The 20,496-nt window shown below is 62.7% G+C and carries 17 protein-coding genes; 9 read left to right on the top strand and 8 right to left on the bottom strand.

The window, feature by feature from the left end; all coding sequences use genetic code 11:
- Positions 1-333: 333 nt before the first annotated feature.
- The 5 genes from kdpA (at position 334) to R2E40_RS00065 (ending at position 8,135) form a co-directional block, all read left to right on the top strand.
- Positions 334-2,028, top strand: a complete 1,695-nt coding sequence (kdpA, locus tag R2E40_RS00085; RefSeq protein WP_318164462.1) for a potassium-transporting ATPase subunit KdpA — start codon at positions 334-336, stop codon at positions 2,026-2,028.
- Positions 2,029-2,083: 55 nt separating this feature from the next.
- Entirely contained in the window at positions 2,084-4,141 is a 2,058-nt protein-coding gene (kdpB, locus tag R2E40_RS00080; protein WP_024946250.1) for a potassium-transporting ATPase subunit KdpB, read from the top strand.
- A gap of 60 nt (positions 4,142-4,201) precedes the next feature.
- Positions 4,202-4,729, top strand: a complete 528-nt coding sequence (locus R2E40_RS00075; protein WP_011704060.1) for a potassium-transporting ATPase subunit C — start codon at positions 4,202-4,204, stop codon at positions 4,727-4,729.
- Positions 4,730-4,832: 103 nt separating this feature from the next.
- A complete protein-coding gene (locus R2E40_RS00070; RefSeq protein WP_318164461.1) occupies positions 4,833-7,421 on the top strand; it encodes a sensor histidine kinase KdpD in 2,589 nt (862 codons plus the stop codon).
- Between the two features lie 30 nt (positions 7,422-7,451).
- A complete protein-coding gene (locus tag R2E40_RS00065; protein WP_318164460.1) occupies positions 7,452-8,135 on the top strand; it encodes a response regulator in 684 nt (227 codons plus the stop codon).
- A gap of 96 nt (positions 8,136-8,231) precedes the next feature.
- Here the strand turns inward: R2E40_RS00065 and R2E40_RS00060 are convergent, their stop codons facing one another.
- Entirely contained in the window at positions 8,232-9,359 is a 1,128-nt protein-coding gene (locus R2E40_RS00060) for an MFS transporter (RefSeq protein WP_318164459.1), read from the bottom strand.
- A 92-nt stretch (positions 9,360-9,451) separates the two neighbouring features.
- On the opposite strand from R2E40_RS00060, the gene R2E40_RS00055 reads away from it, so the two are divergent.
- On the top strand, positions 9,452-10,276 hold the full coding sequence (locus tag R2E40_RS00055) for a helix-turn-helix transcriptional regulator (RefSeq protein WP_318164458.1): 825 nt from the start codon (positions 9,452-9,454) through the stop codon (positions 10,274-10,276).
- Here R2E40_RS00055 and R2E40_RS00050 read toward each other — a convergent pair.
- On the bottom strand, positions 10,206-10,439 hold the full coding sequence (locus R2E40_RS00050) for a hypothetical protein (RefSeq protein ID WP_016348875.1): 234 nt from the start codon (positions 10,437-10,439) through the stop codon (positions 10,206-10,208). The two genes, R2E40_RS00055 and R2E40_RS00050, sit on opposite strands and share 71 nt — an antisense overlap.
- Before the next feature lie 283 nt (positions 10,440-10,722).
- Here R2E40_RS00050 and R2E40_RS00045 point away from each other — a divergent pair, with 283 nt between their 5' ends.
- Complete coding sequence (locus R2E40_RS00045) at positions 10,723-11,973, top strand: valine--pyruvate transaminase (RefSeq protein ID WP_045788723.1); 1,251 nt, start codon at positions 10,723-10,725, stop codon at positions 11,971-11,973.
- A 73-nt stretch (positions 11,974-12,046) separates the two neighbouring features.
- Here R2E40_RS00045 and R2E40_RS00040 read toward each other — a convergent pair whose 3' ends face one another.
- Together R2E40_RS00040 and R2E40_RS00035 are read right to left on the bottom strand one after the other, a co-directional pair.
- Positions 12,047-12,484, bottom strand: a complete 438-nt coding sequence (locus R2E40_RS00040) for an Hsp20 family protein (protein WP_016348873.1) — start codon at positions 12,482-12,484, stop codon at positions 12,047-12,049.
- 92 nt (positions 12,485-12,576) lie between these two features.
- Entirely contained in the window at positions 12,577-12,990 is a 414-nt protein-coding gene (locus R2E40_RS00035; protein ID WP_010635612.1) for an Hsp20 family protein, read from the bottom strand.
- 234 nt (positions 12,991-13,224) lie between these two features.
- Here R2E40_RS00035 and R2E40_RS00030 point away from each other — a divergent pair, with 234 nt between their 5' ends.
- Together R2E40_RS00030 and R2E40_RS00025 are read left to right on the top strand one after the other, a co-directional pair.
- Complete coding sequence (locus tag R2E40_RS00030) at positions 13,225-13,929, top strand: helix-turn-helix transcriptional regulator (protein WP_016348871.1); 705 nt, start codon at positions 13,225-13,227, stop codon at positions 13,927-13,929.
- Between the two features lie 66 nt (positions 13,930-13,995).
- Positions 13,996-14,373 (top strand): VOC family protein, encoded by a 378-nt coding sequence (locus R2E40_RS00025; protein WP_318164457.1) that lies wholly within the window; start codon positions 13,996-13,998, stop codon positions 14,371-14,373.
- A 116-nt stretch (positions 14,374-14,489) separates the two neighbouring features.
- On the opposite strand, the gene gyrB is transcribed toward R2E40_RS00025, so the two are convergent.
- From gyrB to dnaA, 4 genes are read right to left on the bottom strand one after another with little or no spacing between them, the layout of a single operon-like run.
- Positions 14,490-16,901, bottom strand: coding sequence for a DNA topoisomerase (ATP-hydrolyzing) subunit B (gene gyrB / locus R2E40_RS00020; RefSeq protein ID WP_016348869.1), 2,412 nt, complete (start codon positions 16,899-16,901; stop codon positions 14,490-14,492).
- Complete coding sequence (gene recF / locus R2E40_RS00015; RefSeq protein ID WP_016348868.1) at positions 16,898-18,001, bottom strand: DNA replication/repair protein RecF; 1,104 nt, start codon at positions 17,999-18,001, stop codon at positions 16,898-16,900. Before recF ends, gyrB begins: the two co-directional genes overlap by 4 nt.
- A gap of 2 nt (positions 18,002-18,003) precedes the next feature.
- Positions 18,004-19,107 (bottom strand): DNA polymerase III subunit beta, encoded by a 1,104-nt coding sequence (dnaN, locus tag R2E40_RS00010; RefSeq protein ID WP_011704048.1) that lies wholly within the window; start codon positions 19,105-19,107, stop codon positions 18,004-18,006.
- 18 nt (positions 19,108-19,125) lie between these two features.
- A complete protein-coding gene (gene dnaA / locus R2E40_RS00005; protein ID WP_005307141.1) occupies positions 19,126-20,496 on the bottom strand; it encodes a chromosomal replication initiator protein DnaA in 1,371 nt (456 codons plus the stop codon).

The following is a 20,496-nucleotide window of genomic DNA, read 5'->3' as shown; positions in this document are numbered from 1 at the left end:
GGCCTGTCACTATCAGACCAGTCACAGTCACTTGCTACCAAACCCGGCTCAGGCCGGGTTTTTTGATCGCAGCCCCCCTCCACTCTGCCAATCCCCTTCTTTTTACGCCGATTTTACGCCAGCCAAATCGGGCTTTATGGCGCCTTTACGCCCGTTTTACATACCCTTTCAGCGTCAATGAGACCTATGGGATCGACATGGATATGCATCGATCCCTGACGCTAATTACCTCAACGGAGTCGTTATGAATTGGCTATATCTGCTGCTGGTCCTCGCCCTCACGGGCTATCTGCTGCGCGCCCTCGCGCGCACCCATGAGTGAGGGACCAGATCATGTGGCAAGAGATCATCTATCCCGCCGCCTTCGTGCTGCTGGTGCTGCTGCCGGCGCCCCTGCTTGGCAACTACCTGTATCGGGTGTTTGAAGGCAAGAGCCGCTGGTTGGCCCCCGTCGAGCGCGCCACCCTGGCCTGCTGCGGCACGGACGGGCGCGAGCAGGACTGGAAGTCCTACGCCCTCAGCCTGCTGGCCTTCAACGGCGCCGGCTTCGGCCTGCTGTTCCTGATCCTGCTGGCGCAGGGGTTGCTGCCCCTCAACCCGCAGCAACTGCCGGGTCTGAACTGGCAACTCGCCTTCAACACCGCGGTCAGCTTCATGACCAACACCAACTGGCAGGCCTACTCCGGCGAAGCCAGCCTCTCCTACTTCAGCCAGATGGTGGGGCTCACCACCCAGAACTTCGTCTCCGCCGCCACCGGCGCCGCCGTCGCCATCGCCCTGTTTCGCGGCATCGCCCGCCAGCAGACCACCCACCTCGGCAACTTCTGGCAGGATCTGGTGCGTTTCTGCCTCTACGTGCTGCTGCCGATGGCGCTGATCCTGGCGCTGCTGCTGGTCTGGCAGGGGGTACCCCAGAGCCTGTCGGCCTATCTGCCGTTCCACAGCCTGGAAGGCCAGGAACAGCTGTTGCCGCTCGGTCCGGCCGCCTCCCAGATCGCCATCAAGCAGCTCGGCTCCAACGGCGGCGGCTTCTTCGGCATCAACTCGGCCCATCCATTCGAGAACCCGACCGCCCTCTCCAACTGGCTGGAGATGGTCGCCCTGCTGACGCTGGCCGCCGCCATGGTCTGTACCCTGGGCCGCTACGTGAAGGATCTGGCCCACAGTCGCGCCATCCTCGTCGCTATGACCCTGATGATGGTGCTCGGACTCTTCATCTCCATCACTCAGGAGCTGAAACCGGACCCCGCCCTCGCCCAGCTCACTACTGACGCAGGCAGTATGGCCGGCAACTGGGAAGGCAAGGAGAGCCGCTTCGGCCCCGTGCTGTCCAGCATCTGGGAAGTGGCCACCACCGCCGCCTCCAACGGCTCGGTCAACGCCATGCACGACAGCTTCGCCCCGCTCGCCGGCATGGTCGCCATGATCAACATGCTGCTGGGTGAAGTGGTGTTCGGCGGCGTCGGTGCCGGCATCTACGGCATGATGCTGTTCGTGCTGCTGACCGTGTTCCTGTGCGGCCTGATGGTGGGGCGTACCCCCACCTATCTGGGCAAACGGCTCGGCATCACCGAGATGAAGTGGGTGGTCGCCAGCATGCTGGTGATGCCGGTCGGGGTATTGGTGATCGGCGGCATTACCCTGCTGATGCCGGACTCCGCCACCGTCATCGGACACGACGGCCCCCACGGCCTGTCACGGCTGATCTATGCCTACGCCTCGGCCGCCGGCAACAACGGCTCCGCCTTCGCCGGCTTTGCCGCCGCCGACAGCTGGCAGTGCATCGCCATCGGGCTGGCCATGCTGCTCGGCCGCTTCGGCTACATCATTCCGGTGCTGGCCATCGCCGGCCAGCTGGCCCGCGCCCCGCGCCAGGAGCGAAGCGAGGGGGACTTCCCCGTCAGCGGCCCGCTCTTCATCACCCTGCTGATCGTCACCGTGCTGCTGATGGGGGGTCTCTCCTTCCTGCCGGTGCTGGCGCTGGGCCCGGTGGCGGAACACCTGAGCCTGCTGGGAGGTGCCTTCTGATGCTGCACCTCCGACTGATCTGCGTGACCAACTATTCGATGCAGGGAGCTTTCCAATGAGCAAGTCCGCTTCAATGAGCACCGACACCATTCAGGTGAAGGGCAAGAAACAGAAATCACAGATCCTGCAGGCCATGGTAGAAGCCCTCTATCGCTTCAACCCCAGGGCGCTGTTTGGCAGCCCCATCCTGTTCACCCTCTGGCTGGCGGCCGTGATGGCGACCCTGGAGTCGCTGCTGGGGCAACCGCTCTCCGGCGTTGCCCCTTCACTGGCCTGGCAGCTGACCGCCTGGCTCTGGCTCACCCTCTGGTTTGCCAACTTCGCCGAGACCCTGGCCGAGGGGCGCGGCAAGGCGCGGGCCGACAGCCTGAAGGCCGGCATGAGCCAGCTCAAGGCACGTCGAGTCACCAGCCCGCAGGATGACAAGGGCGAGTGGGTACCGGCCACCAGCCTGCTCAAGGGCGATCTGGTGCTGGTGCGCAGCGGCGAGATGATCCCGGCCGACGGCGAAGTGGTCGCCGGCATCGCCTCGGTCAACGAGGCGGCCATCACCGGCGAATCCGCCCCCGTCATCCGCGAGTCGGGCACCGACCGCAGTGGCGTGACCGGCAACACCACCGTCGTCTCCGACCAGATCTGGGTACACATCAGCAACAACCCGGGCGAAAGCACGCTGGATCGGATGATTGCCCTGGTGGAAGGAGCCAAGCGGCAGAAGACCCCCAACGAGATGGCGCTGGACGCCCTGCTGGTGGGGCTGACCCTGATCTTCCTGCTGGTGGTGGCCACCCTGCCCTGGTTCCTCGACTACAACGGCACCCAGGTGCCCCGGCTCTATCTGCTGGCGCTGTTCATCACCCTGATCCCGACCACCATCGGCGGTCTGCTCTCCGCCATCGGCATCGCCGGCATGGACCGGCTGGTGAAGCTCAACGTGATCGCCAAGTCGGGCCGGGCGGTGGAAGCCGCCGGCGACGTGCGCACCCTGCTGCTGGACAAGACCGGCACCATCACCTTCGGCAACCGGATGGCGGACGAGCTGATCCCGGCCCCCGGCGTGGACCCTTCTTTGCTGGCCCAGGCCGCCATGCTGGCCTCGCTGGGTGACAACACTCCCGAGGGCAAATCCATCCTGACCCTGGCGGGCAAGAGCCACACCAGGCCGAGCCAGCTGGAGAGCGACATCCTCATCCCCTTCAGCGCCGAGACCCGGCTGAGCGGGCTGGATCGCAACGGCCATCACTATCGCAAGGGGGCGGTAGACGCAGTGCTGCGCTACCTCTCCCTCGATCGCAAGGCGGTGCCCGAGCTCATCCTCAAATCGGTGGACAACATCGCCCGCCAGGGCGGTACCCCGCTGCTGGTCTGTACCCACGAGAAGCTGCTGGGGGTGGTGTTCCTCAAGGACATCATCAAGCCTGGCATCAAGGCCCGCTTCCAGATCCTGCGCCACATGGGGATCCGCACCGTGATGATCACCGGTGACAACCCGCTGACCGCCGCCGCCATCGCTGCCGAGGCCGGGGTGGATGACTTCATCGCCGAGGCGACACCGGAGAAGAAGCTGGCCTACATCCGTCAGGAGCAGGCCGACGGCCGGCTGGTCGCCATGTGCGGAGACGGCGCCAACGATGCCCCGGCGCTGGCCCAGGCCGATGTGGGCCTGGCCATGAACGAGGGGACCCAGGCCGCCAAGGAGGCGGGCAACCTGGTGGATCTCGACTCCAACCCCACCAAGCTGCTGGACGTGGTGCTGGTGGGCAAGCAGCTGCTGGTGACTCGTGGCGCCCTGACCACCTTCTCCATCGCCAACGACGTGGCCAAGTACTTCGCCATCCTGCCGGCCCTGTTCATCGCCGCCTATCCGCAGCTGGGGGTGCTGAACCTGATGCAGCTGGGCAGCCCGGAGAGTGCCATCCTGTCAGCCATCATCTTCAATGCCCTGATCATCGTCGCGCTGGTGCCGCTGGCCCTGCGCGGGGTCAGCCTGCAGGGCTCGGCCGCCAGCCTGCTGCGCCGCAACCTGCTGATATACGGCGTCGGCGGCCTGATAGTGCCTTTCATAGGTATCAAGTTGATCGACCTGGTCATCACCGGCCTGGGGCTGGTGTAACGGCATTACCGGATGCGGGGCAGACCCGCATCCAACCAACGTATTTGGAGCAAGAAAATCATGATAGCAATCAGAACCCTGCTGACCCTGACCCTGCTGCTGGGGGTGGCGTATCCGCTGGCCGTCACCGGGCTGGCCCAGCTGCTCTTCCCCTGGCAGGCCAACGGCAGCCTGCTCACCAACGCCAAACAGCAGGTGGTCGGCAGCGCCCTGCTGGCACAGAAGTTCGAGCGGGCCGACTACTTCCACTCTCGCCCCTCCGCCAGCGACTTCGCCACCATAGGCGGAGGTGCCAGCAACCTGGGGATGAGCTCGCCGCTGCGGGCCGAGTTTGCCGCCGCGGCGGCCAGGGCGCAGCCGGAAGCCAGGGTCCCCGCCCTGCTGACACGCTCCGCCTCCGGCCTCGATCCCCACCTGCCACTCGCTGCAGCGCTGGCTCAGGTAGAGCGGGTCGCCGGGCAACGGGGGCTGGATCCCGTTCAATTGACGGAGCAGGTCAAGTCGGCGGCACAAGCTGGTATCCTTGGCCCGCAGGTGGTCAACATTCTCCAGTTGAACCTGCAACTCGATCATCAAAAGGGCGCCTGAGGGCGCTCCTTGCCGTTCGGGACAGGCTCCCTTTCGACAACGGGGACAAGCATGAGCAATGAGGTCACGGCCGCGGTTCGGCCGATGCAACGGGAGCACGGGGATGCGTGATGAGGTGAGGGCGGACGCCCTGTTGGCGAGCCTGGAACAGGAGCACAGGGGCAAGCTGAAGGTGTTTCTCGGTGCCGCCCCCGGCGTCGGCAAGACCTACGCCATGCTGCAGGCGGTGCGAGAGCAGGCCAAGGAGGGGGTCGACATCCTGATCGGGGTGGTGGAGACCCACGGCCGCCAGGAGACCCTGGCCCTGCTCGACAAGCTCGCCATCCAGCCGCGCAAGCTGCACCTGCACCGCCAGCAGCGGCTGGAGGAGATGGATCTGGACGGCCTGCTGGCCCGCAAGCCCGCCATCGCCGTGGTGGACGAGCTGGCCCACAGCAACGCCCCCGGCAGCCGCCACGAGAAGCGCTGGCAGGATGTGGAGGAGCTGCTGGGTGCCGGCATCGACGTCTACACCACCCTCAACGTGCAGCACCTGGAGAGCCTCAACGATCTGGTGTGGCAGCTGACCGGGGTCAGGGTCAAGGAGACCCTGCCGGATCAGGTGCTGCTGGAGGCCGACAGCCTGGTGCTGATCGACCTGCCCCCCAAGGAGCTGCTCGGCCGCCTCAAGGAGGGCAAGGTCTATGTGCCCCACCAGGCCAAGGCCGCCCTGCAGTCCTTCTTCTCCCTCAACAACCTGACCGCCCTGCGCGAGCTGGCGATGCAGACCGCCGCCAGCCACGTGGAGGGGGATCTGCAACTGCAGTGGCAGGCCGCCGGCAAGACCACTCTGCCGCTGCGGGGCAAGCTGATGGTCTGCCTCGGCGATCAGCACGGCGCCGCCCTGGTGCGCTACGGTCACCGCTTCGCCCAGCGCCGCCAGCTGCCCTGGCTGGTAGTACACATCGACAGCAAGGGGCAGCGCTCGGTCGAGCTGGAGCAGGCACTGGCGCTCGCTTCCCAGCTGGGGGCCAAGGTGCTGACCCTCTCCAGTCCGGCGGTGGCCGACACCCTGCTGGAGACCGCCGAGCAGCAGCAGGTGTCGCAACTGCTGCTGGGCAAACCCCACAAGGCCCCCTGGCGTCGCTCGCTGGTGCAACACCTGCTCAAGCAGGCGCAAGGACTCGAGATCACGCTGGTGGATACCGAGAAGCGCAAGCCCAGCCTGGGCTTGCAGCCACTCCACCCCAAGGACATTCGCCAGAGCCTGCTGGCGGTGGCCATCATGGGGACCACCTCGGCCGCCGTCTGGGGCCTCTCCCACTGGCTGCCGCCCGCCTCCCTGCCCATGCTGTTCGTGCTGGGGGTGCTGGCCACCGCGCTCACCACCAGCCTGATGCCCGCCATCCTGGCCGCCGTGCTGGGCTTTGTCGGCCACAATCTGCTGTTCACCGCCCCCTACTTCTCTTTGAGCGTGGCCAGCCACAGCGATCTGCTCACCCTGTTCGTGCTGCTGATCGTCGGCATCACGGCCGGGCGGCTCGCCTCCCGTCAGCGCCAACAGCTGATCGGCCTGCGCGAGACCCAGCAACTGGGCAATGCCCTGCTGTCGCTGAGCCAGGGGCTGGCCACCGCCAGCAGCCCGGAAGAGGTGCTCAGACAGGGATCCCAGGCCATCTCGCTGGCGCTGGGCCAGCCGGTGTTCGCCCTCGATCAGCACTATCAGCACAGGGCGGGCTCGACCGAACACAAGCCGGGGCAGACCGACAAGGCAGCCATCGACTGGTGTCTGGCCCAGAAGCAGAGCGCCGGCGCCCACACCGCCACCCTCAATGCGGCCGAGGCCCAGTACCACCACCTCAGCGATGAACTGGTGCTGGGGATAGTGCTGGCCAACCCGCTCGCCTCTTCGGCCGAGCATCAGCTGCAGGCCCTGCTCACCGATATCCGCGCAGCACTGGCCCGGATCGATCTCAACGAACGGCTGGCCGACAGCCAGCTGCAGGCGGAGACCGACCGGATGCGCGCCGCCCTGCTCTCCTCGGTCTCCCACGATCTGAAGACGCCGCTGGCCACCATCATGGGAGCCGGCAGCACCCTGCTGGAATATGGTGACCGGATCAGCAGCGAAGATCGCAGCGAGCTGCTGCACTCGGTACAGGACGAGGCGCGCCGCCTGCACAGCTATGTGCAGAACCTGCTGGACATGACCCGCATCGGCTCGCCGGATTTCCAGCTGAAACGGGACTGGGTCGACCTGGCGGATCTGGTGGAGAACGCCCGCCGCCGGCTCGACTCCTCCTGGCGCCAGCACAAGCTGCTGGTGCACTTCGATCAGCAGATCCCCCGCCTCTATGTGCACGGCGCCCTGATCGAGCAGGTGCTGGTCAACATCCTCGACAACGCCTCCCGCTACTCGCCAGCCGGCACCCCCATCGAGTTCAAGGTGATGCTGGCGGACCCCGATCTCATCCTCGACATCATCGACATCGGGGTCGGCATCGCCGAGTCGGATCGGGACAAGATCTTCAATCTGTTCTACACCCAGCCGGTCGGCGACTGCGGCAGCCGCGGCACCGGGCTTGGCCTCGCCATTTCCCGCGCTATGATAGAGGCCCACGGCGGCCGCATCTGGGCATTTTCCGGCCCCAACGGTAACGGCACCTGCATGCGCATCTCCCTGCCGCTGGCGCTCAATGCAGCCGCGGCCTGAACATTTTTACTCTATCCAGCTGGAGGCTGAATGGCTCACATACTGGTCATCGACGACGAGGCGGCCATCCGCCGTTTTTTGCGGATCAGCCTGATCGCCGAGGGGCATCAGGTGAGCGAGGCGGTCGGCGTCAACGAGGGGCTGGCGCAGTATCGCCACCTCAATCCCGATCTGGTGATCCTGGATCTGGGCCTGCCGGACGGAGACGGTATCCAGGTGTTGCAGGCCATTCGCGAGCACCATCAGCACCCGGTACTGGTGCTGTCGGCGCGGGATTCTGAACAGGAGAAGGTGCGCTTGCTGGATGCGGGGGCCAACGACTACATGAGCAAGCCGTTCGGCATCGGCGAGATGATGGCCCGTATCCGGGTGCTGTTGCGCCAGCGGGCCGGGGTCAGCAGCGGCGAGCAGCGCCACTTCCCCCAGTGCGGGCTGACCCTGGACAGCAGCAGCCACAGGGTCACCCTGGGGGAGGAAGAGGTGCCCCTCTCCCGCAAGGAGTTCGCCCTGCTGCAGGCGCTGGTGTGCCACCCCGGCAAGCTGGTGCTGCAGACCCAGCTGCTCAACGACATCTGGGGGCCGAGCCACAAAGAAGACACCCACTACCTGCGCATCGTCATCGCCAGCCTGCGCAAGAAGCTGGGGGATAACCCCCAGCAACCCACGCTGATCGAGACCGAATCCGGCATCGGCTACCGCTTTATCGGCAACTGATGTTGCAGCAAGAAGCTGGGCGGCAACATTCCCAGCAATCTACGCTGATCGAAACTGAGTCCGGCATCGGCTACCGCTTTATCGGCAGCTGATGTTTCACGTGGAACGACGCCAACCACAGCAGAGTGCCAACAGACCGCAGCCGCCGAGCAGCAGACCGAGATCCTGCAAGCTGGCGGCAACCGCCAACCCCAGGCTGAGCAACAGGTAGTAACCGAGCCCGAACAGGGCACCGGCACTGCCTGCCACCTCCCGATAGGCCAGCAGCGCCTGGCTCAGCACATTGGGGATCGCCAGCCCGAACGCCACCACCACTCCCATCATGGGCAACAGGAACCAGAGCGAAGTCTGACTGGCCCACACCAGCCAGCCGGACCCCAGCGCCAACGCGGCGGCGAGCCGGATCAGCGAGGCAGGCGACCAGCCACGCCCCAGCAGACGCTTGTTGAGCAGGCTACCGAGCAGGGTCGCCAGCGCCAGCAAGATGCCGGAGTAACCAAACTCGCCCGCACTCAGCCCCAGCCCGGCAAACAGGAAGGGAGCCAGACTGTAGTAGCCGAACAGCATGGTGTTGAACAGCGCCACCAGTGCGGTGCTGCGCCACAAGGCTGCATCACGCACCATCCGTTGTGCCAGCGGCCAGAGTGCCACCCGCTGGGTGATGGCCGGCCGGGTTTCCGGCAGTTGCCAGCAAGTGACCAGCAGCAACCCGGCAGCCAGCACCAGCAGGGCGCTGAATACCCCCAGATAGCCGAACCCGCTCGCCAGCTGGCCGCCGCTCACCAGCCCCAGCACCGGACTGAGGGAGAGCGCGATACCCATCACCGAAAAGACCCGCGCCAGATCGCTGCCCTGATAGCTGTCGCGCAGCATGGTCTGGGTCACCACGGAGCCCACGGCGGCGCCGAAGGCCGCGATGACCCGGGCCAGCAGCAGGGTTTCAAACTCAGTGGCCAGCAAAGCCAGCAGAGTGCCGGCGCCATAGGTCATCAGCCCCGCCAGCATGGCGGGACGCCGCCCGACCAGATCGCACAGTCGGCCACAGCAGACCACGCCCGCCGCAAACGCCAGAAAATAGACCGACAGGGTCTGGGATGCCTGCCCCTCGCTCACCCGAAACTGGCCGGCGATATGGGTCAGCACCGGGCTGTAGATGGTCTCCACTATCTGCGGAAACATCATCAATCCGACCACCAGCCAGAGCGGTGGCAACTTATTGTTCATGACAAACCTCCTTCACAAGAGGCCGTCATTCTAGAGTGATGCCGATTGTCCGATTACAATAAGCAGGACTATAAACATCAATAATCGGACACATGGCCTTTATTCTTCCCGATCACCCTTTTGACCCGGATCAGCACGACGGCAGCGCCATCGGGATCGCCTCCGCCCTCGGCTGGCACGACTCCGGCCGTCATCAGCACAAACGCCATCAGCTGCTGTTCGCCCAGGCCGGCTGCATGACCATAGAGCTGGACGATCAGGTCTGCCTGCTGCCGCCGACACGAGCGGCCTGGTTGCCGGCAGGGCTGCCCCATCGGGTGCTGATGCGCGGGGTGGTGGCGTATCGCTCCCTCTACTTCCAGCCGGAGCCCGGCTTGCCGACCGAAATGGCGGTGTTGGCGGTCAACCCGCTGCTGCGGGAGATCATAGAGCGGATGGCGATCTGGCCGTGGGACAAACCGGCTGCGGAGCAGCATTGCACGCTGGCACTGTTGCAGGAGGAGCTGGCGCAAGCGCCGCGGGAATCCTGGCAGTTGCCGCTGCCGTCAGACCCACGTCTGGCCGGCTGGCTGCAGGAAGTGAAGCGGGGCGACACCCTGCCCGATCGGCTCAACCGGCTGGCCGAACGGGTGGGTGCCAGTGACAAGACCATAGGCCGCATCTTCATTCGGGAGACCGGCATGAGCTACCAGGCCTGGCGCCAGCAGTGGCGACTGTTGCGGGCGCTGGAGCTGCTGGCCGAGGCCGAACCCATCAGCCGGGTGGCGGCAACGCTGGAGTTCGCCAGCGACAGCGCCTTCATCAGCTTCTTCAGACAGCACACGGGGCAGACCCCGCTGCACTATCTCAGCTCTCGGGGTGAGTCGCATCGGCCGAGCTCGCCTCCACCACCAGGGTCTCCAGTGCCAGCGGCTTGAGGTTGTGAATAGCCTCCTCCACCACCGCATGGGAGGCCTGCTGCTGCTGGGCCGCTATCTCCTGCGCCAGCTTGGCGCTGTCCAGTTCGGGTCTGGGGTACTCGTCGGCCATGACGTTCAGGCTCAGACTGCTGGCAATCAAGGTTGCGATCAGGATTTTCATCTGGTGTGCTCCGGTGTGGTTGAGATGACCAGATAGCTATTCCAATTGTTGTGCCACATCTATAACGACATGATTTTGTTTAAATTAATAATTTTTAGATGGAAATTGGTGCCAGTTGGAAAACATCCTGTAGTCAGGATTGAACCAACAAGTGGTCATTTTCACCACGCTTAATTTTTGTCTGCTGTTCCACGTGGAACGTCCCATTTTTTTGATCGACACCCGCTTTTAAACTGAGCTATGGTGCTAGCTCCCCCGTAACTGACTCTGGATCTGTCACCGAATGGAATTTTCCTTGTTCGGCGAGAAGTTCACTCGCCATGCCGGTATTACCCAACTCATGGATGACCTTAATCAGGGGCTGACCAATCCGGACGCCATCATGCTGGGTGGCGGCAACCCGGCCCCCATCCCCGCCATGCTGGAACGCTTTCAGGCCGAGGCCAAGAGCCTGCTCGACAACGGCGAGCTGGTGAAGGCGATGGCCAACTACGATGGCCCCCAAGGCAAGGACAGGTTCACCAAGGCGCTGGCGGCCTTGCTCAGCAAGGAGCTGGGCTGGGACATCTCCGCCCGCAATATCGCCCTCACCAACGGCAGCCAGAACGCCTTCTTCTATCTGTTCAACCTGCTGGCGGGCGAATTTGCCGATGGCCGCAAGAAGAAGGTGCTGTTCCCGCTCGCCCCCGAGTACATCGGCTATGCCGACTCGGCACTGGCGGACGACTACTTCGTGGCCTACAAGCCCACCATAGAGAAGCTGGCCGACGGCCAGTTCAAGTACCACGTGGACTTCGAGAGCCTGCAGGTGGGCGACGACATCGGGGTGATCTGCGTCTCCCGCCCCACCAACCCCACCGGCAACGTGTTGACCGACGAAGAGATCGAGCACCTCGACCAGATTGCCCGCGACAAGGGCATTCCGCTGCTGATCGACAACGCCTACGGCGTCCCCTTCCCGGGCATCATCTTCAGCGAAGCCAAGCCGTTCTGGAACGCCAATACCATCCTCTGCATGAGCCTCTCCAAACTCGGCCTGCCGGGCACTCGCTGCGGCATCGTCATCGCCGACGAGAAGATCATTCAGGCCATCACCAACCTGAGCGGCATCATCAATCTGGCGCCAGGCAGTCTGGGGCCCGCCATCACCATTCCGATGATCGAGAGCGGCGAGATCATCGCCCTCAGCGAGCAGGTGGTGAAACCCTTCTATCAGCAGAAGGCGGAGCTGGCTGTACAACTGCTGCGCGAGGCGATCCCCGACCCGCGCTTCCACATCCACAAGCCGGAAGGTGCCCTCTTCCTCTGGCTCTGGTTCGAGGGCTTGCCGATCCACTGCCAGGAGCTGTACGAGCGACTGAAGGCGAAGAACCTGCTGATCGTGCCGGGCCACTACTTCTTCCCCGGCATTGACGACCCGGAGTGGCGCCACAGCCAGGAGTGTATCCGCCTCAACTACTCCCAGAGCGAGGAGCTGGTACGGCGCGGCATCGCCATCCTGGCCGACGAGATCAACGCCCTCTACGCCGGCTAAGCCCAGTTCGGCGATACAAAAACAGAGAGGCCTGCACATGCAGGCCTCTCTTGTTTATCGCGCGCCGGCTTGCTTAACCGGGCAATGCCAGCTGCTCGGGCTTGCCGATGGGGATGGCACGGGGCTTGAGCGCCTCCGGCAGCTCACGCGCCAGATCGATGGTCAGCAGGCCATGTTCCAGCTTGGCGCCCTGCACTTCCACGTGCTGGCTCAGCTTGAAGGCGAGCTCGAAGTCGCGCTCGGCGATCCCCTGATGGAGGAACTGGCGCTCATCGGCGGCGGCCTTGCGCCCCTTCACCTTGAGGGTGCCGTTTTCGGTTTCCAGCTCCAGCTCTTCGCGCTCGAAGCCGGCCACAGCAACCGTGATGCGATAGCCATCGTGATCGCGCTTTTCGATGTTGTACGGGGGGTAAGCGGCAGTCTTCTGCTCGAACAGACCTTCCAGCTCACGGGCCATCCGCTCGAAGCCGACGGCGTTGGAATAGAGATGAGAAAAATCGAGGTTACGCATAATCCTATCCTTCTATAAGCAACAGGTTTCACTTCTCCACGGGCCCGTCATCGGCACCCGGGAAACGTCATCAATTCAATGAGGTCAGGCTATCAGCCGTTGATTTCGATCTTGCGGGGCTTCATCGCCTCGGGCACTTCGCGCACCAGGTCGATATGCAGCAGACCATTTTTCAGATCGGCACCCTTCACCCGCACATAGTCAGCCAGCTGGAAGCGACGTTCGAAACCGCGTTCGGCTATGCCTTGGTAGAGGTAGTTGCGCTCGGTATCGGCCTGCTTGTTGCCCTTCACCGTCAGCAGATTTTCCTGGAAGCTCAGCTCCAGCTCTTCCTGGGTAAAGCCCGCCACCGCCATGCTGATGCGGTAGTCGCTGTCACCCAGCTGCTCGATGTTGTAGGGGGGATAACCGGCATTGCCATTGCTGGCCGCAGATTCGATGAGATTGGCCAGACGATCGAAACCAATGGCAGAACGATAGAGCGGAGAAAAGTCGATAGAACGCATAGTATTATCCTCTTTTGAGCGATAACTGATTGTTTGCCCTCCTGATGGACGGGCGCCTGGTCGAAACCTCTGTCGAGCGTTCCGGCCTTGTTATCTATATAAGGGCCCGCTTTCGGCTTTCAAGGGCCCTGATCGAAAAATCTTCTCACCGCCCGTTGCAGGCCTTTGCCACATTCAGCTTTCTCCCCCAGTCACAACATGGCACCCTGAGCGGAGATCTTGAGGAGCCACATCATGTCCCGTTCAGAACGCCTGCTGGCCCTGCTGCAACTGCTGCGCGGCCACCGCTACGCCATTACCGGCAGCGAACTGGCCAGCCAGCTTGGCATCAGTCTGCGCACCCTCTATCGGGATATCGCTACCCTGCAGGCACAGGGCGCCCACATCGAGGGGGAAGCGGGCATCGGCTATGTGCTGCGCCCCGGCTTCATGCTGCCGCCGCTGATGTTCAGCGAAGAGGAGCTGGATGCGCTGGTGCTGGGCTCACGCTGGGTGGCGGCCCATGCCGATCATGCCCTCAGTACCGCCGCCAGCAGCGCGCTGGCCAAGATAGAGGCCGTGCTACCCGCTGACTATCGCCAACAGCTGCATGCCAATGCCCTGCTGATCGGCACCTCTCGCGGTGACAGCCCCGTCGATGAGGCTCCACTGCGCAGCGCCATCCGCCAGCAGCGCAAAGTGACCCTGAGCTATCGGGATCTCAAGGAGGAGAGTTCGGAGCGCACCGTCTGGCCCTGTGCCCTCGGCTACTTCGACCAGGTGCGGGTACTGGTGGCCTGGTGCGAGCTGCGCCAGGGCTTTCGCCACTTTCGGGTGGACAGGATCAGTGCGATGCGGCTGGAGGCGGAATCTTATCCGGGCAACCGGGAGCGGCTACTCAAGGAGTGGCGCGACAGCCAGCAGATCCCGCAGCCCAGATTCATTGCTGACAGAAACTGACAGCAGGCAGCGCCATGCTGACGGGGTCGGCGCCGATGCGCCATCTCATCAGCAAGGAGCATCACCATGTTAGTCCCCCAGTTCACCATCCTCTACGTTGCCAACCCGGCCCGCAGCGCGCTCTTCTACCGAGAGCTGTTCGGACGCCCACCGGTGGAGCAGTCCCCCACCTTTGCCATGTTCGTGTTCGAATCGGGCGCCAGACTGGCACTCTGGTCCAGCGCCACGGTCGAGCCCGCCGTGACCCAAACGGCCGGGGCCATGGAGCTGGCCTTCGCCCTCCCCGATGATGCCGCGGTCGATAGACAGTCTACCGAGTGGCAGGCGCGCGGGCTCACCCTGATCCAGGCACCAACCCGGATGGAGTTTGGCTACACCTGCATGGCGCTCGATCCGGATGGCCATCGTCTGCGCCTCTACTGCCCGGCCCCCGAACTGGGCTGAGCCGGCGCCATCAAGACGGAGCCATGTTTCACGTGGAACGTGCCACCTCCTTCGCCAGAAAAACAAAAAGCCGCTCACAGGGAGCGGCTTTTTTATATCTAGCTGACAGCGTCGAATTAGACGTCGAGGTTGGCTACGCGCAGGGCATTGGTCTCGATGAAGTCACGGCGCGGCTCAACGGCATCACCCATCAGGGTGGAGAAGAGCTGGTCCGCACCGACGGCGTCGTCGATGGTGACGCGCAGCATGCGACGGGCTTCCGGATCCATGGTGGTTTCCCACAGCTGGTCCGGGTTCATCTCGCCCAGCCCTTTATAGCGCTGGATGTAGATGCCGCGCTTGCCTTCGCCCATCAACCACTCGACCGCTTCGACAAAGCTGGCGACCGGCTTCACCTTCTCGCCACGCTTGATGTAACCACCTTCCTCGATCAGGTTGGCGATCTCCTTGCCCAGCGAGACCAGCTGACGATACTCGGAGGATTGCAGGAAGTCGTAGCTGAGCGGGTATTCGCGGTCGACCCCGTGCTGGCGTACCACGGCGTGCGGCACGAACAGACGGCGCTCTTCGTCGTGGCGTACCTGCATCTGGTACTGGATGCCGTGGTTGCTCTCGTTGAGCACGGCTTCCATGCTCTGGCACCAGGCCAGCAGATCGCTCTCGCTGCTCAGCAGCGCTTCGTTCAGCTCCGGCTGATAGATCAGCTGGGTCAGCACGGCTTCCGGCGCGCGGCGGGACATGCGGGTGATCAGGTGAGTCACCGAGCGATGCTGGTTGACCAGGCGCTCCAGCGCCTCGCCACCGATGGCCGGAGCGGACTCGTTGACGTGCAGGGTCGCACCGTCCAGCGCCATGGCAGTCTGGTATTGCAGCAGCGCATCTTCGTCTTTCAGATACTGCTCCTGCTTGCCCTTCTTCACCTTGTAGAGCGGCGGCTGGGCGATGTAGACGTAGCCACGTTCGATGATTTCCGGCATCTGACGATAGAAGAAGGTCAGCAGCAGGGTACGGATGTGCGCACCATCGACGTCCGCATCGGTCATGATGATGATGTTGTGATAACGCAGCTTGTCCGGGTTGTACTCGTCACGACCGATGCCGCAACCCAGTGCGGTGATCAGGGTGCCCACCTCCTGGGAGGAGATCATCTTGTCGAAACGGGCCTTCTCCACGTTCAGGATCTTGCCCTTGAGCGGCAGGATGGCCTGGTTCTTCCGGTTGCGACCCTGCTTGGCGGAACCGCCAGCAGAGTCCCCTTCCACTATGTAGAGTTCGGAGAGAGCAGGGTCTTTTTCCTGACAGTCAGCCAGCTTGCCGGGCAGACCGGCGATATCCAGCGCACCTTTGCGGCGAGTCAGTTCGCGGGCCTTGCGGGCCGCCTCACGGGCACGGGCCGCATCGATGATCTTGTTGACCACGATCTTGGCATCGCCCGGGTTTTCCAGCAGGAAGTCGGCCAGCTTCTCACCCATCGCCTGTTCGACGGCGGTCTTCACTTCGGAAGAGACCAGCTTGTCCTTGGTCTGGGAGGAGAACTTAGGGTCAGGCACCTTGACGGAGATAACGGCAATCAGACCTTCACGCACGTCGTCGCCACTGGCGGCAGACTTGGCCTTCTTGCTGTAGTCCTCTTTGTCCATGTAGGAGTTCAGAGTTCGGGTCAGCGCGGTGCGGAAGCCCACCAGGTGGGTACCACCATCGCGCTGCGGAATGTTGTTGGTGAAGCAGTAAACCCCTTCCTGATAGGCGTCGTTCCACTGCATCGCCACTTCGACGCCGATGCCGTCCTGCTCGGTGGTGAAGTGGAACACCTTCGGGTGGATCGGGGTTTTGTTCTGGTTCAGGTATTCGACGAACGCCTTGATGCCGCCTTCATAGCAGAAGTGCGCCTCACGACCGTCACGCTCATCCAGCAGGCGGATGGAGACGCCGGAGTTGAGGAAGGAGAGCTCACGCAGACGCTTGGCCAGGATCTCGTAGTGGAACAGGGTATCGCTGAAGATGGTCGGGCTCGGCCAGAAGCGGACTTCGGTCCCGGTGCCGGTGCTGTCGCCAATCTGCTTGAGCGGTGCCTGCGGCTCACCCAGGTGATAGGTCTGCTCGTAGACATGGCCGTTGCGACGGATGGTCAGCAGCAGCTTGTCAGAGAGGGCGTTTACCACGGAGACGCCGACGCCGTGCAGACCGCCGGAGACCTTGTAGGAGTTGTCGTCGAACTTGCCGCCCGCGTGCAGCACGGTCATGATGACTTCGGCAGCGGAGCGACCCTCTTCCGGGTGGATGTCGACTGGAATACCACGACCGTTGTCACGGACGGAGACGGAGCCGTCGGAATGGATCTTGACCTGAATATCGGAGCAGTAGCCGGCCAGAGCCTCGTCAATGGAGTTGTCGACGACCTCGAACACCATGTGGTGCAGACCCGAGCCATCATCCGTATCGCCGATATACATCCCCGGGCGCTTGCGGACCGCATCCAGGCCCTTCAGTACCTTGATATTCGAGGAGTCGTAAGTATTTTCACTCATAGCTTACTCTCTGCCTTCTCTAACGTTTCGGAGATCTTGCCTTGTTCCACGTGGAACAACTTGCAGTCATTCGCATCCATCATGTCTGCGAGCTGACCGGTGTCGATGGCGGTAATGAATACCTGGGACGCACACTGCTTCAGCCTTGCGGCCAGCAACCGGCGCTTGTCGACATCCAGTTCAGAGGCAAAATCATCAATTAAAAAAATACAGCCACGGCTGCTATGTTGATTCAAATAGAGCCCTTGGGCCAGTCGCATGGCACAGACCAGCAACTTCAACTGACCCCTGGACAAAATATCCTGAGCGGGGACGCCGTTCGCCTTGAGTCGCACATCGGCCTTCTGTGGGCCTACTCCTGTGTAACCCAGCGCCCGATCCCGCTCAAACCCCGCCTCCAGCAATGCATTGAGCGCGGTATCTTTTTCCCAGCCTCGATAGAATCCAAGGCTGATATCGAATTCCGGCAAAAAATCCGCCGTCATCTCCTTGATCAGAGGCGTAATGGCCTGACAATAACTGGCGCGAAACTCGGCCAATTCACCGCCCAACCGTACCAATTCCTGATCCCAGTACGCCAGCTGGCGATACTGGCTGCTCTGACGCAGCAGCGCATTGCGCTGTTTCAGCAGCCGCCGCACTCGTCCCCACAGGGAGAAGAAGGTCGGCTCCTGATGAAAAACACCCCAGTCGAGCCAGGCCCGACGAGCCTGCGGCCCACCGGTCAGCAGATTGAAGCCATCCGGATGGATCAACTGCACCGGCAACAATTCGGCCAGCTCGGCCAGACGCTGGGCCTGGGCACCGGCGATCTTGAGCTGGGTCTCGCCACTCTTGTCCTTGGCGAGGCCGATGGGCACCTGGCGCCCTTCCAGTTCACACTGGGCAAACAGGGTAAACGCCCTCTCCCCCTGGCGGATGACCCGCCCGGTCAGGTGAGTACGAAAGGAGCGACCGAGACCGAGGTAGTGAATGGCTTCCAGCACGCTGGTCTTGCCACTGCCATTGCACCCGACCAGGATATTGAGGCCGGGCGACAGCGCGAGACTGGCCTGCTGGATATTGCGAAAGTCGCTGAGCTGGAGTTTGACCAGGGACACGACTAGATCCGCATCGGCATTACCACGTACTGAGCATCCTGACTGTCAAAATCCTCAATAATGGCGCTGCTGATGGAATCACTCAGGCTGATCCGGATTTGGTCACATTTTAACGTATTCAGCACGTCCAGCACATAAGAGACGTTGAAACCAATCTCCATCTCGCCGGCTTCGTATTGTACGTCAAGCAGCTCTTCGGCTTCTTCCTGTTCCGGGTTGTTGGCGGTGATGCGCAGCAGGTTTTCCTGCAGATTGAGACGCACCCCACGGAATTTCTCGTTGGAGAGGATGGCGGCACGGGCAAAGGCCTGGCGCAGATCCTCACGACCGGCGATCAGGGCCTTGTCGCTGTTGCGCGGAATGACGCGGCGCCAGTCCGGGAAGCGGCCATCTACCAGCTTGGAGGTGAAGATGAAGCCATCCAGCGCGGCACGCAGGTTGCTGCGACCGATCTGCAGCCGCACCGGCTTGTCTTCCGCTTCCAGCAGGCGCACCAGTTCCAGCACGCCCTTGCGCGGCAGGATGACCTGATGATCGGGCAGCGATTCCGTTACCACCTCGCGGCGGCAGGTCGCCAGCCGGTGGCCGTCGGTCGCCACGGTACGCAGGCCGTGGCCCTCGCTCTCGAACAGCATGCCGTTCAGGTAGTAACGCACGTCCTGGCTGGCCATGGAGAACTGGGTGGCATCGATGAGCTTTTTAAGCTCCAGCTGGCCGATGTCGAACTCGAGTACGGATTCCCAATCCTCGATGTTCGGGTATTCGGTGGCCGGCAGGGTCGACAGGTTGAAGCGGGAGCGACCGGAACGGATGATCAGGCGCTCGCCTTCGGTATTGAGGCGAATGTCCGCCCCCTCCGGCAGACCGCGGCAGATGTCCAGCAGCTTGCGCGCCGGCACTGTGGTGCGGCCATCCTGACTGTCGCTGTTGAGATAGACCTGACCGATCATCTCCACTTCGAGGTCGGTCCCGGTCAGTGACAGCAGACCGTTGCTCACATCCAGCAGCACGTTGCCGAGGATTGGCAGGGTCGGCCGGCCACCGAGGGCACCGGACACCAGTTGCAGAGGACGTAACAGGGCCTCACGGCTAATTTCGAGCTGCATCTGTGCTCTCCGTTGTGATTAGGAGGAAAGGGTTCGGATCAGGTTGGAATAGTCTTCCTTGATGTCGTGACTCTCTTCCTTCAGCTGCTCGATCTTGCGGCAGGCATGAAGCACGGTAGTGTGGTCACGACCACCAAAGGCATCACCTATCTCCGGCAAGCTATGGTTGGTCAGCTCCTTGGCCAGCGCCATCGCCAGCTGACGTGGGCGGGCAACGGAGCGGGAACGCCGCTTGGAGAGCAGATCAGCAAGCTTGATCTTGTAGTACTCTGCCACCGTCTTCTGGATGTTGTCGATGGTGACCAGCTTCTCCTGCAACGCCAGCAGATCGCGCAGCGCTTCGCGCACGAAGTCGATGTTGATGGCGCGACCGGTAAAGTTGGCGTTGGCGATCACTCGGTTGAGGGCACCTTCCAGCTCGCGCACGTTGGAGCGCAGCCGTTTGGCGATGAAGAAGGCCACTTCGTCCGGCAGGTGGATCTGGTTCTCGTCCGCCTTGCGCATCAGGATCGCCACCCGGGTTTCCAGCTCCGGCGGTTCGATCGCCACCGTCAGGCCCCAGCCGAAGCGGGACTTGAGACGATCTTCCACCCCGTTGATCTCCTTCGGATAACGATCCGAGGTCAGGATGATCTGCTGGTTGCCTTCGAGCAGGGCGTTGAAGGTGTGGAAGAACTCCTCCTGGGAGCGCTCCTTGTTGGCAAAGAACTGGATGTCATCGATGAGCAGGGCATCGACGCTACGGTAATAACGCTTGAACTCTTCAATGGCGTTATTCTGCAGCGCCTTCACCATGTCCTGCACAAACCGTTCGGAGTGCATGTAGATGACCTTGGCGTCCTGCTTGCGCTCCTTGATGGCGTTGCCGACGGCATGCAGCAAGTGGGTTTTGCCCAGACCGGTGCCGCCATAGAGGAACAGCGGGTTGTAGGCCCCGCCCGGATTGTCGGCAACCTGACGGGCAGCCGCACGGGCCAACTGGTTGGACTTACCTTCGACGAAATTCTCGAAGGTATAGTTCACGTTGGTGTTGCTCTTGTGGTTCGGCTCGGGTTTGGCCTCGGCCTTGCTTTCCCAGCTCTTCTGCGAGTTATTCACAGGATCCGCACCCCGCGCCGGCGCTCTGGCGACAGCGACGGGATGGGGACGATTACCGATGTCAAAACGCAGAGTGGGGCCGTCGACCCCGCAGAGTTCATTGATGATGCCGTTCACCCGGATGAGATACTTGTCTCGAACCCAGTCCAGAACAAAGCGATTCGGTGCATACAGGGTCAGAGTATTATCACTCAACTCCGCTTGAAGCGGCCGGATCCACATGCTGAATTCTGCCGAGGGCAACTCATCTTGCAGCCGGTTAAGGCACTGCTGCCATAGCGAAGCAGTCAC

This window comes from Aeromonas sp. CD, from assembly GCF_033349375.1.
In the GTDB taxonomy this organism is placed as follows: domain Bacteria; phylum Pseudomonadota; class Gammaproteobacteria; order Enterobacterales; family Aeromonadaceae; genus Aeromonas; species Aeromonas hydrophila.
The sequence above is the reverse complement of the archived record's forward strand: the minus strand, read 5'-3'. Positions and strand labels throughout refer to the sequence as shown.

What these genes read in the sequence shown, in the direction of transcription:
- kdpA (WP_318164462.1), top strand. Translation starts at nt 334, where the DNA reads ATGTGGCAAGAGATCATCTATCCCGCCGCCTTCGTGCTGCTGGTGCTG.
- kdpB (WP_024946250.1), top strand. Translation starts at nt 2,084, where the DNA reads ATGAGCAAGTCCGCTTCAATGAGCACCGACACCATTCAGGTGAAGGGC.
- R2E40_RS00075 (WP_011704060.1), top strand. Translation starts at nt 4,202, where the DNA reads ATGATAGCAATCAGAACCCTGCTGACCCTGACCCTGCTGCTGGGGGTG.
- R2E40_RS00070 (WP_318164461.1), top strand. Translation starts at nt 4,833, where the DNA reads ATGCGTGATGAGGTGAGGGCGGACGCCCTGTTGGCGAGCCTGGAACAG.
- R2E40_RS00065 (WP_318164460.1), top strand. Translation starts at nt 7,452, where the DNA reads ATGGCTCACATACTGGTCATCGACGACGAGGCGGCCATCCGCCGTTTT.
- R2E40_RS00060 (WP_318164459.1), bottom strand. Translation starts at nt 9,359, where the DNA reads ATGAACAATAAGTTGCCACCGCTCTGGCTGGTGGTCGGATTGATGATG.
- R2E40_RS00055 (WP_318164458.1), top strand. Translation starts at nt 9,452, where the DNA reads ATGGCCTTTATTCTTCCCGATCACCCTTTTGACCCGGATCAGCACGAC.
- R2E40_RS00050 (WP_016348875.1), bottom strand. Translation starts at nt 10,439, where the DNA reads ATGAAAATCCTGATCGCAACCTTGATTGCCAGCAGTCTGAGCCTGAAC.
- R2E40_RS00045 (WP_045788723.1), top strand. Translation starts at nt 10,723, where the DNA reads ATGGAATTTTCCTTGTTCGGCGAGAAGTTCACTCGCCATGCCGGTATT.
- R2E40_RS00040 (WP_016348873.1), bottom strand. Translation starts at nt 12,484, where the DNA reads ATGCGTAACCTCGATTTTTCTCATCTCTATTCCAACGCCGTCGGCTTC.
- R2E40_RS00035 (WP_010635612.1), bottom strand. Translation starts at nt 12,990, where the DNA reads ATGCGTTCTATCGACTTTTCTCCGCTCTATCGTTCTGCCATTGGTTTC.
- R2E40_RS00030 (WP_016348871.1), top strand. Translation starts at nt 13,225, where the DNA reads ATGTCCCGTTCAGAACGCCTGCTGGCCCTGCTGCAACTGCTGCGCGGC.
- R2E40_RS00025 (WP_318164457.1), top strand. Translation starts at nt 13,996, where the DNA reads ATGTTAGTCCCCCAGTTCACCATCCTCTACGTTGCCAACCCGGCCCGC.
- gyrB (WP_016348869.1), bottom strand. Translation starts at nt 16,901, where the DNA reads ATGAGTGAAAATACTTACGACTCCTCGAATATCAAGGTACTGAAGGGC.
- dnaN (WP_011704048.1), bottom strand. Translation starts at nt 19,107, where the DNA reads ATGCAGCTCGAAATTAGCCGTGAGGCCCTGTTACGTCCTCTGCAACTG.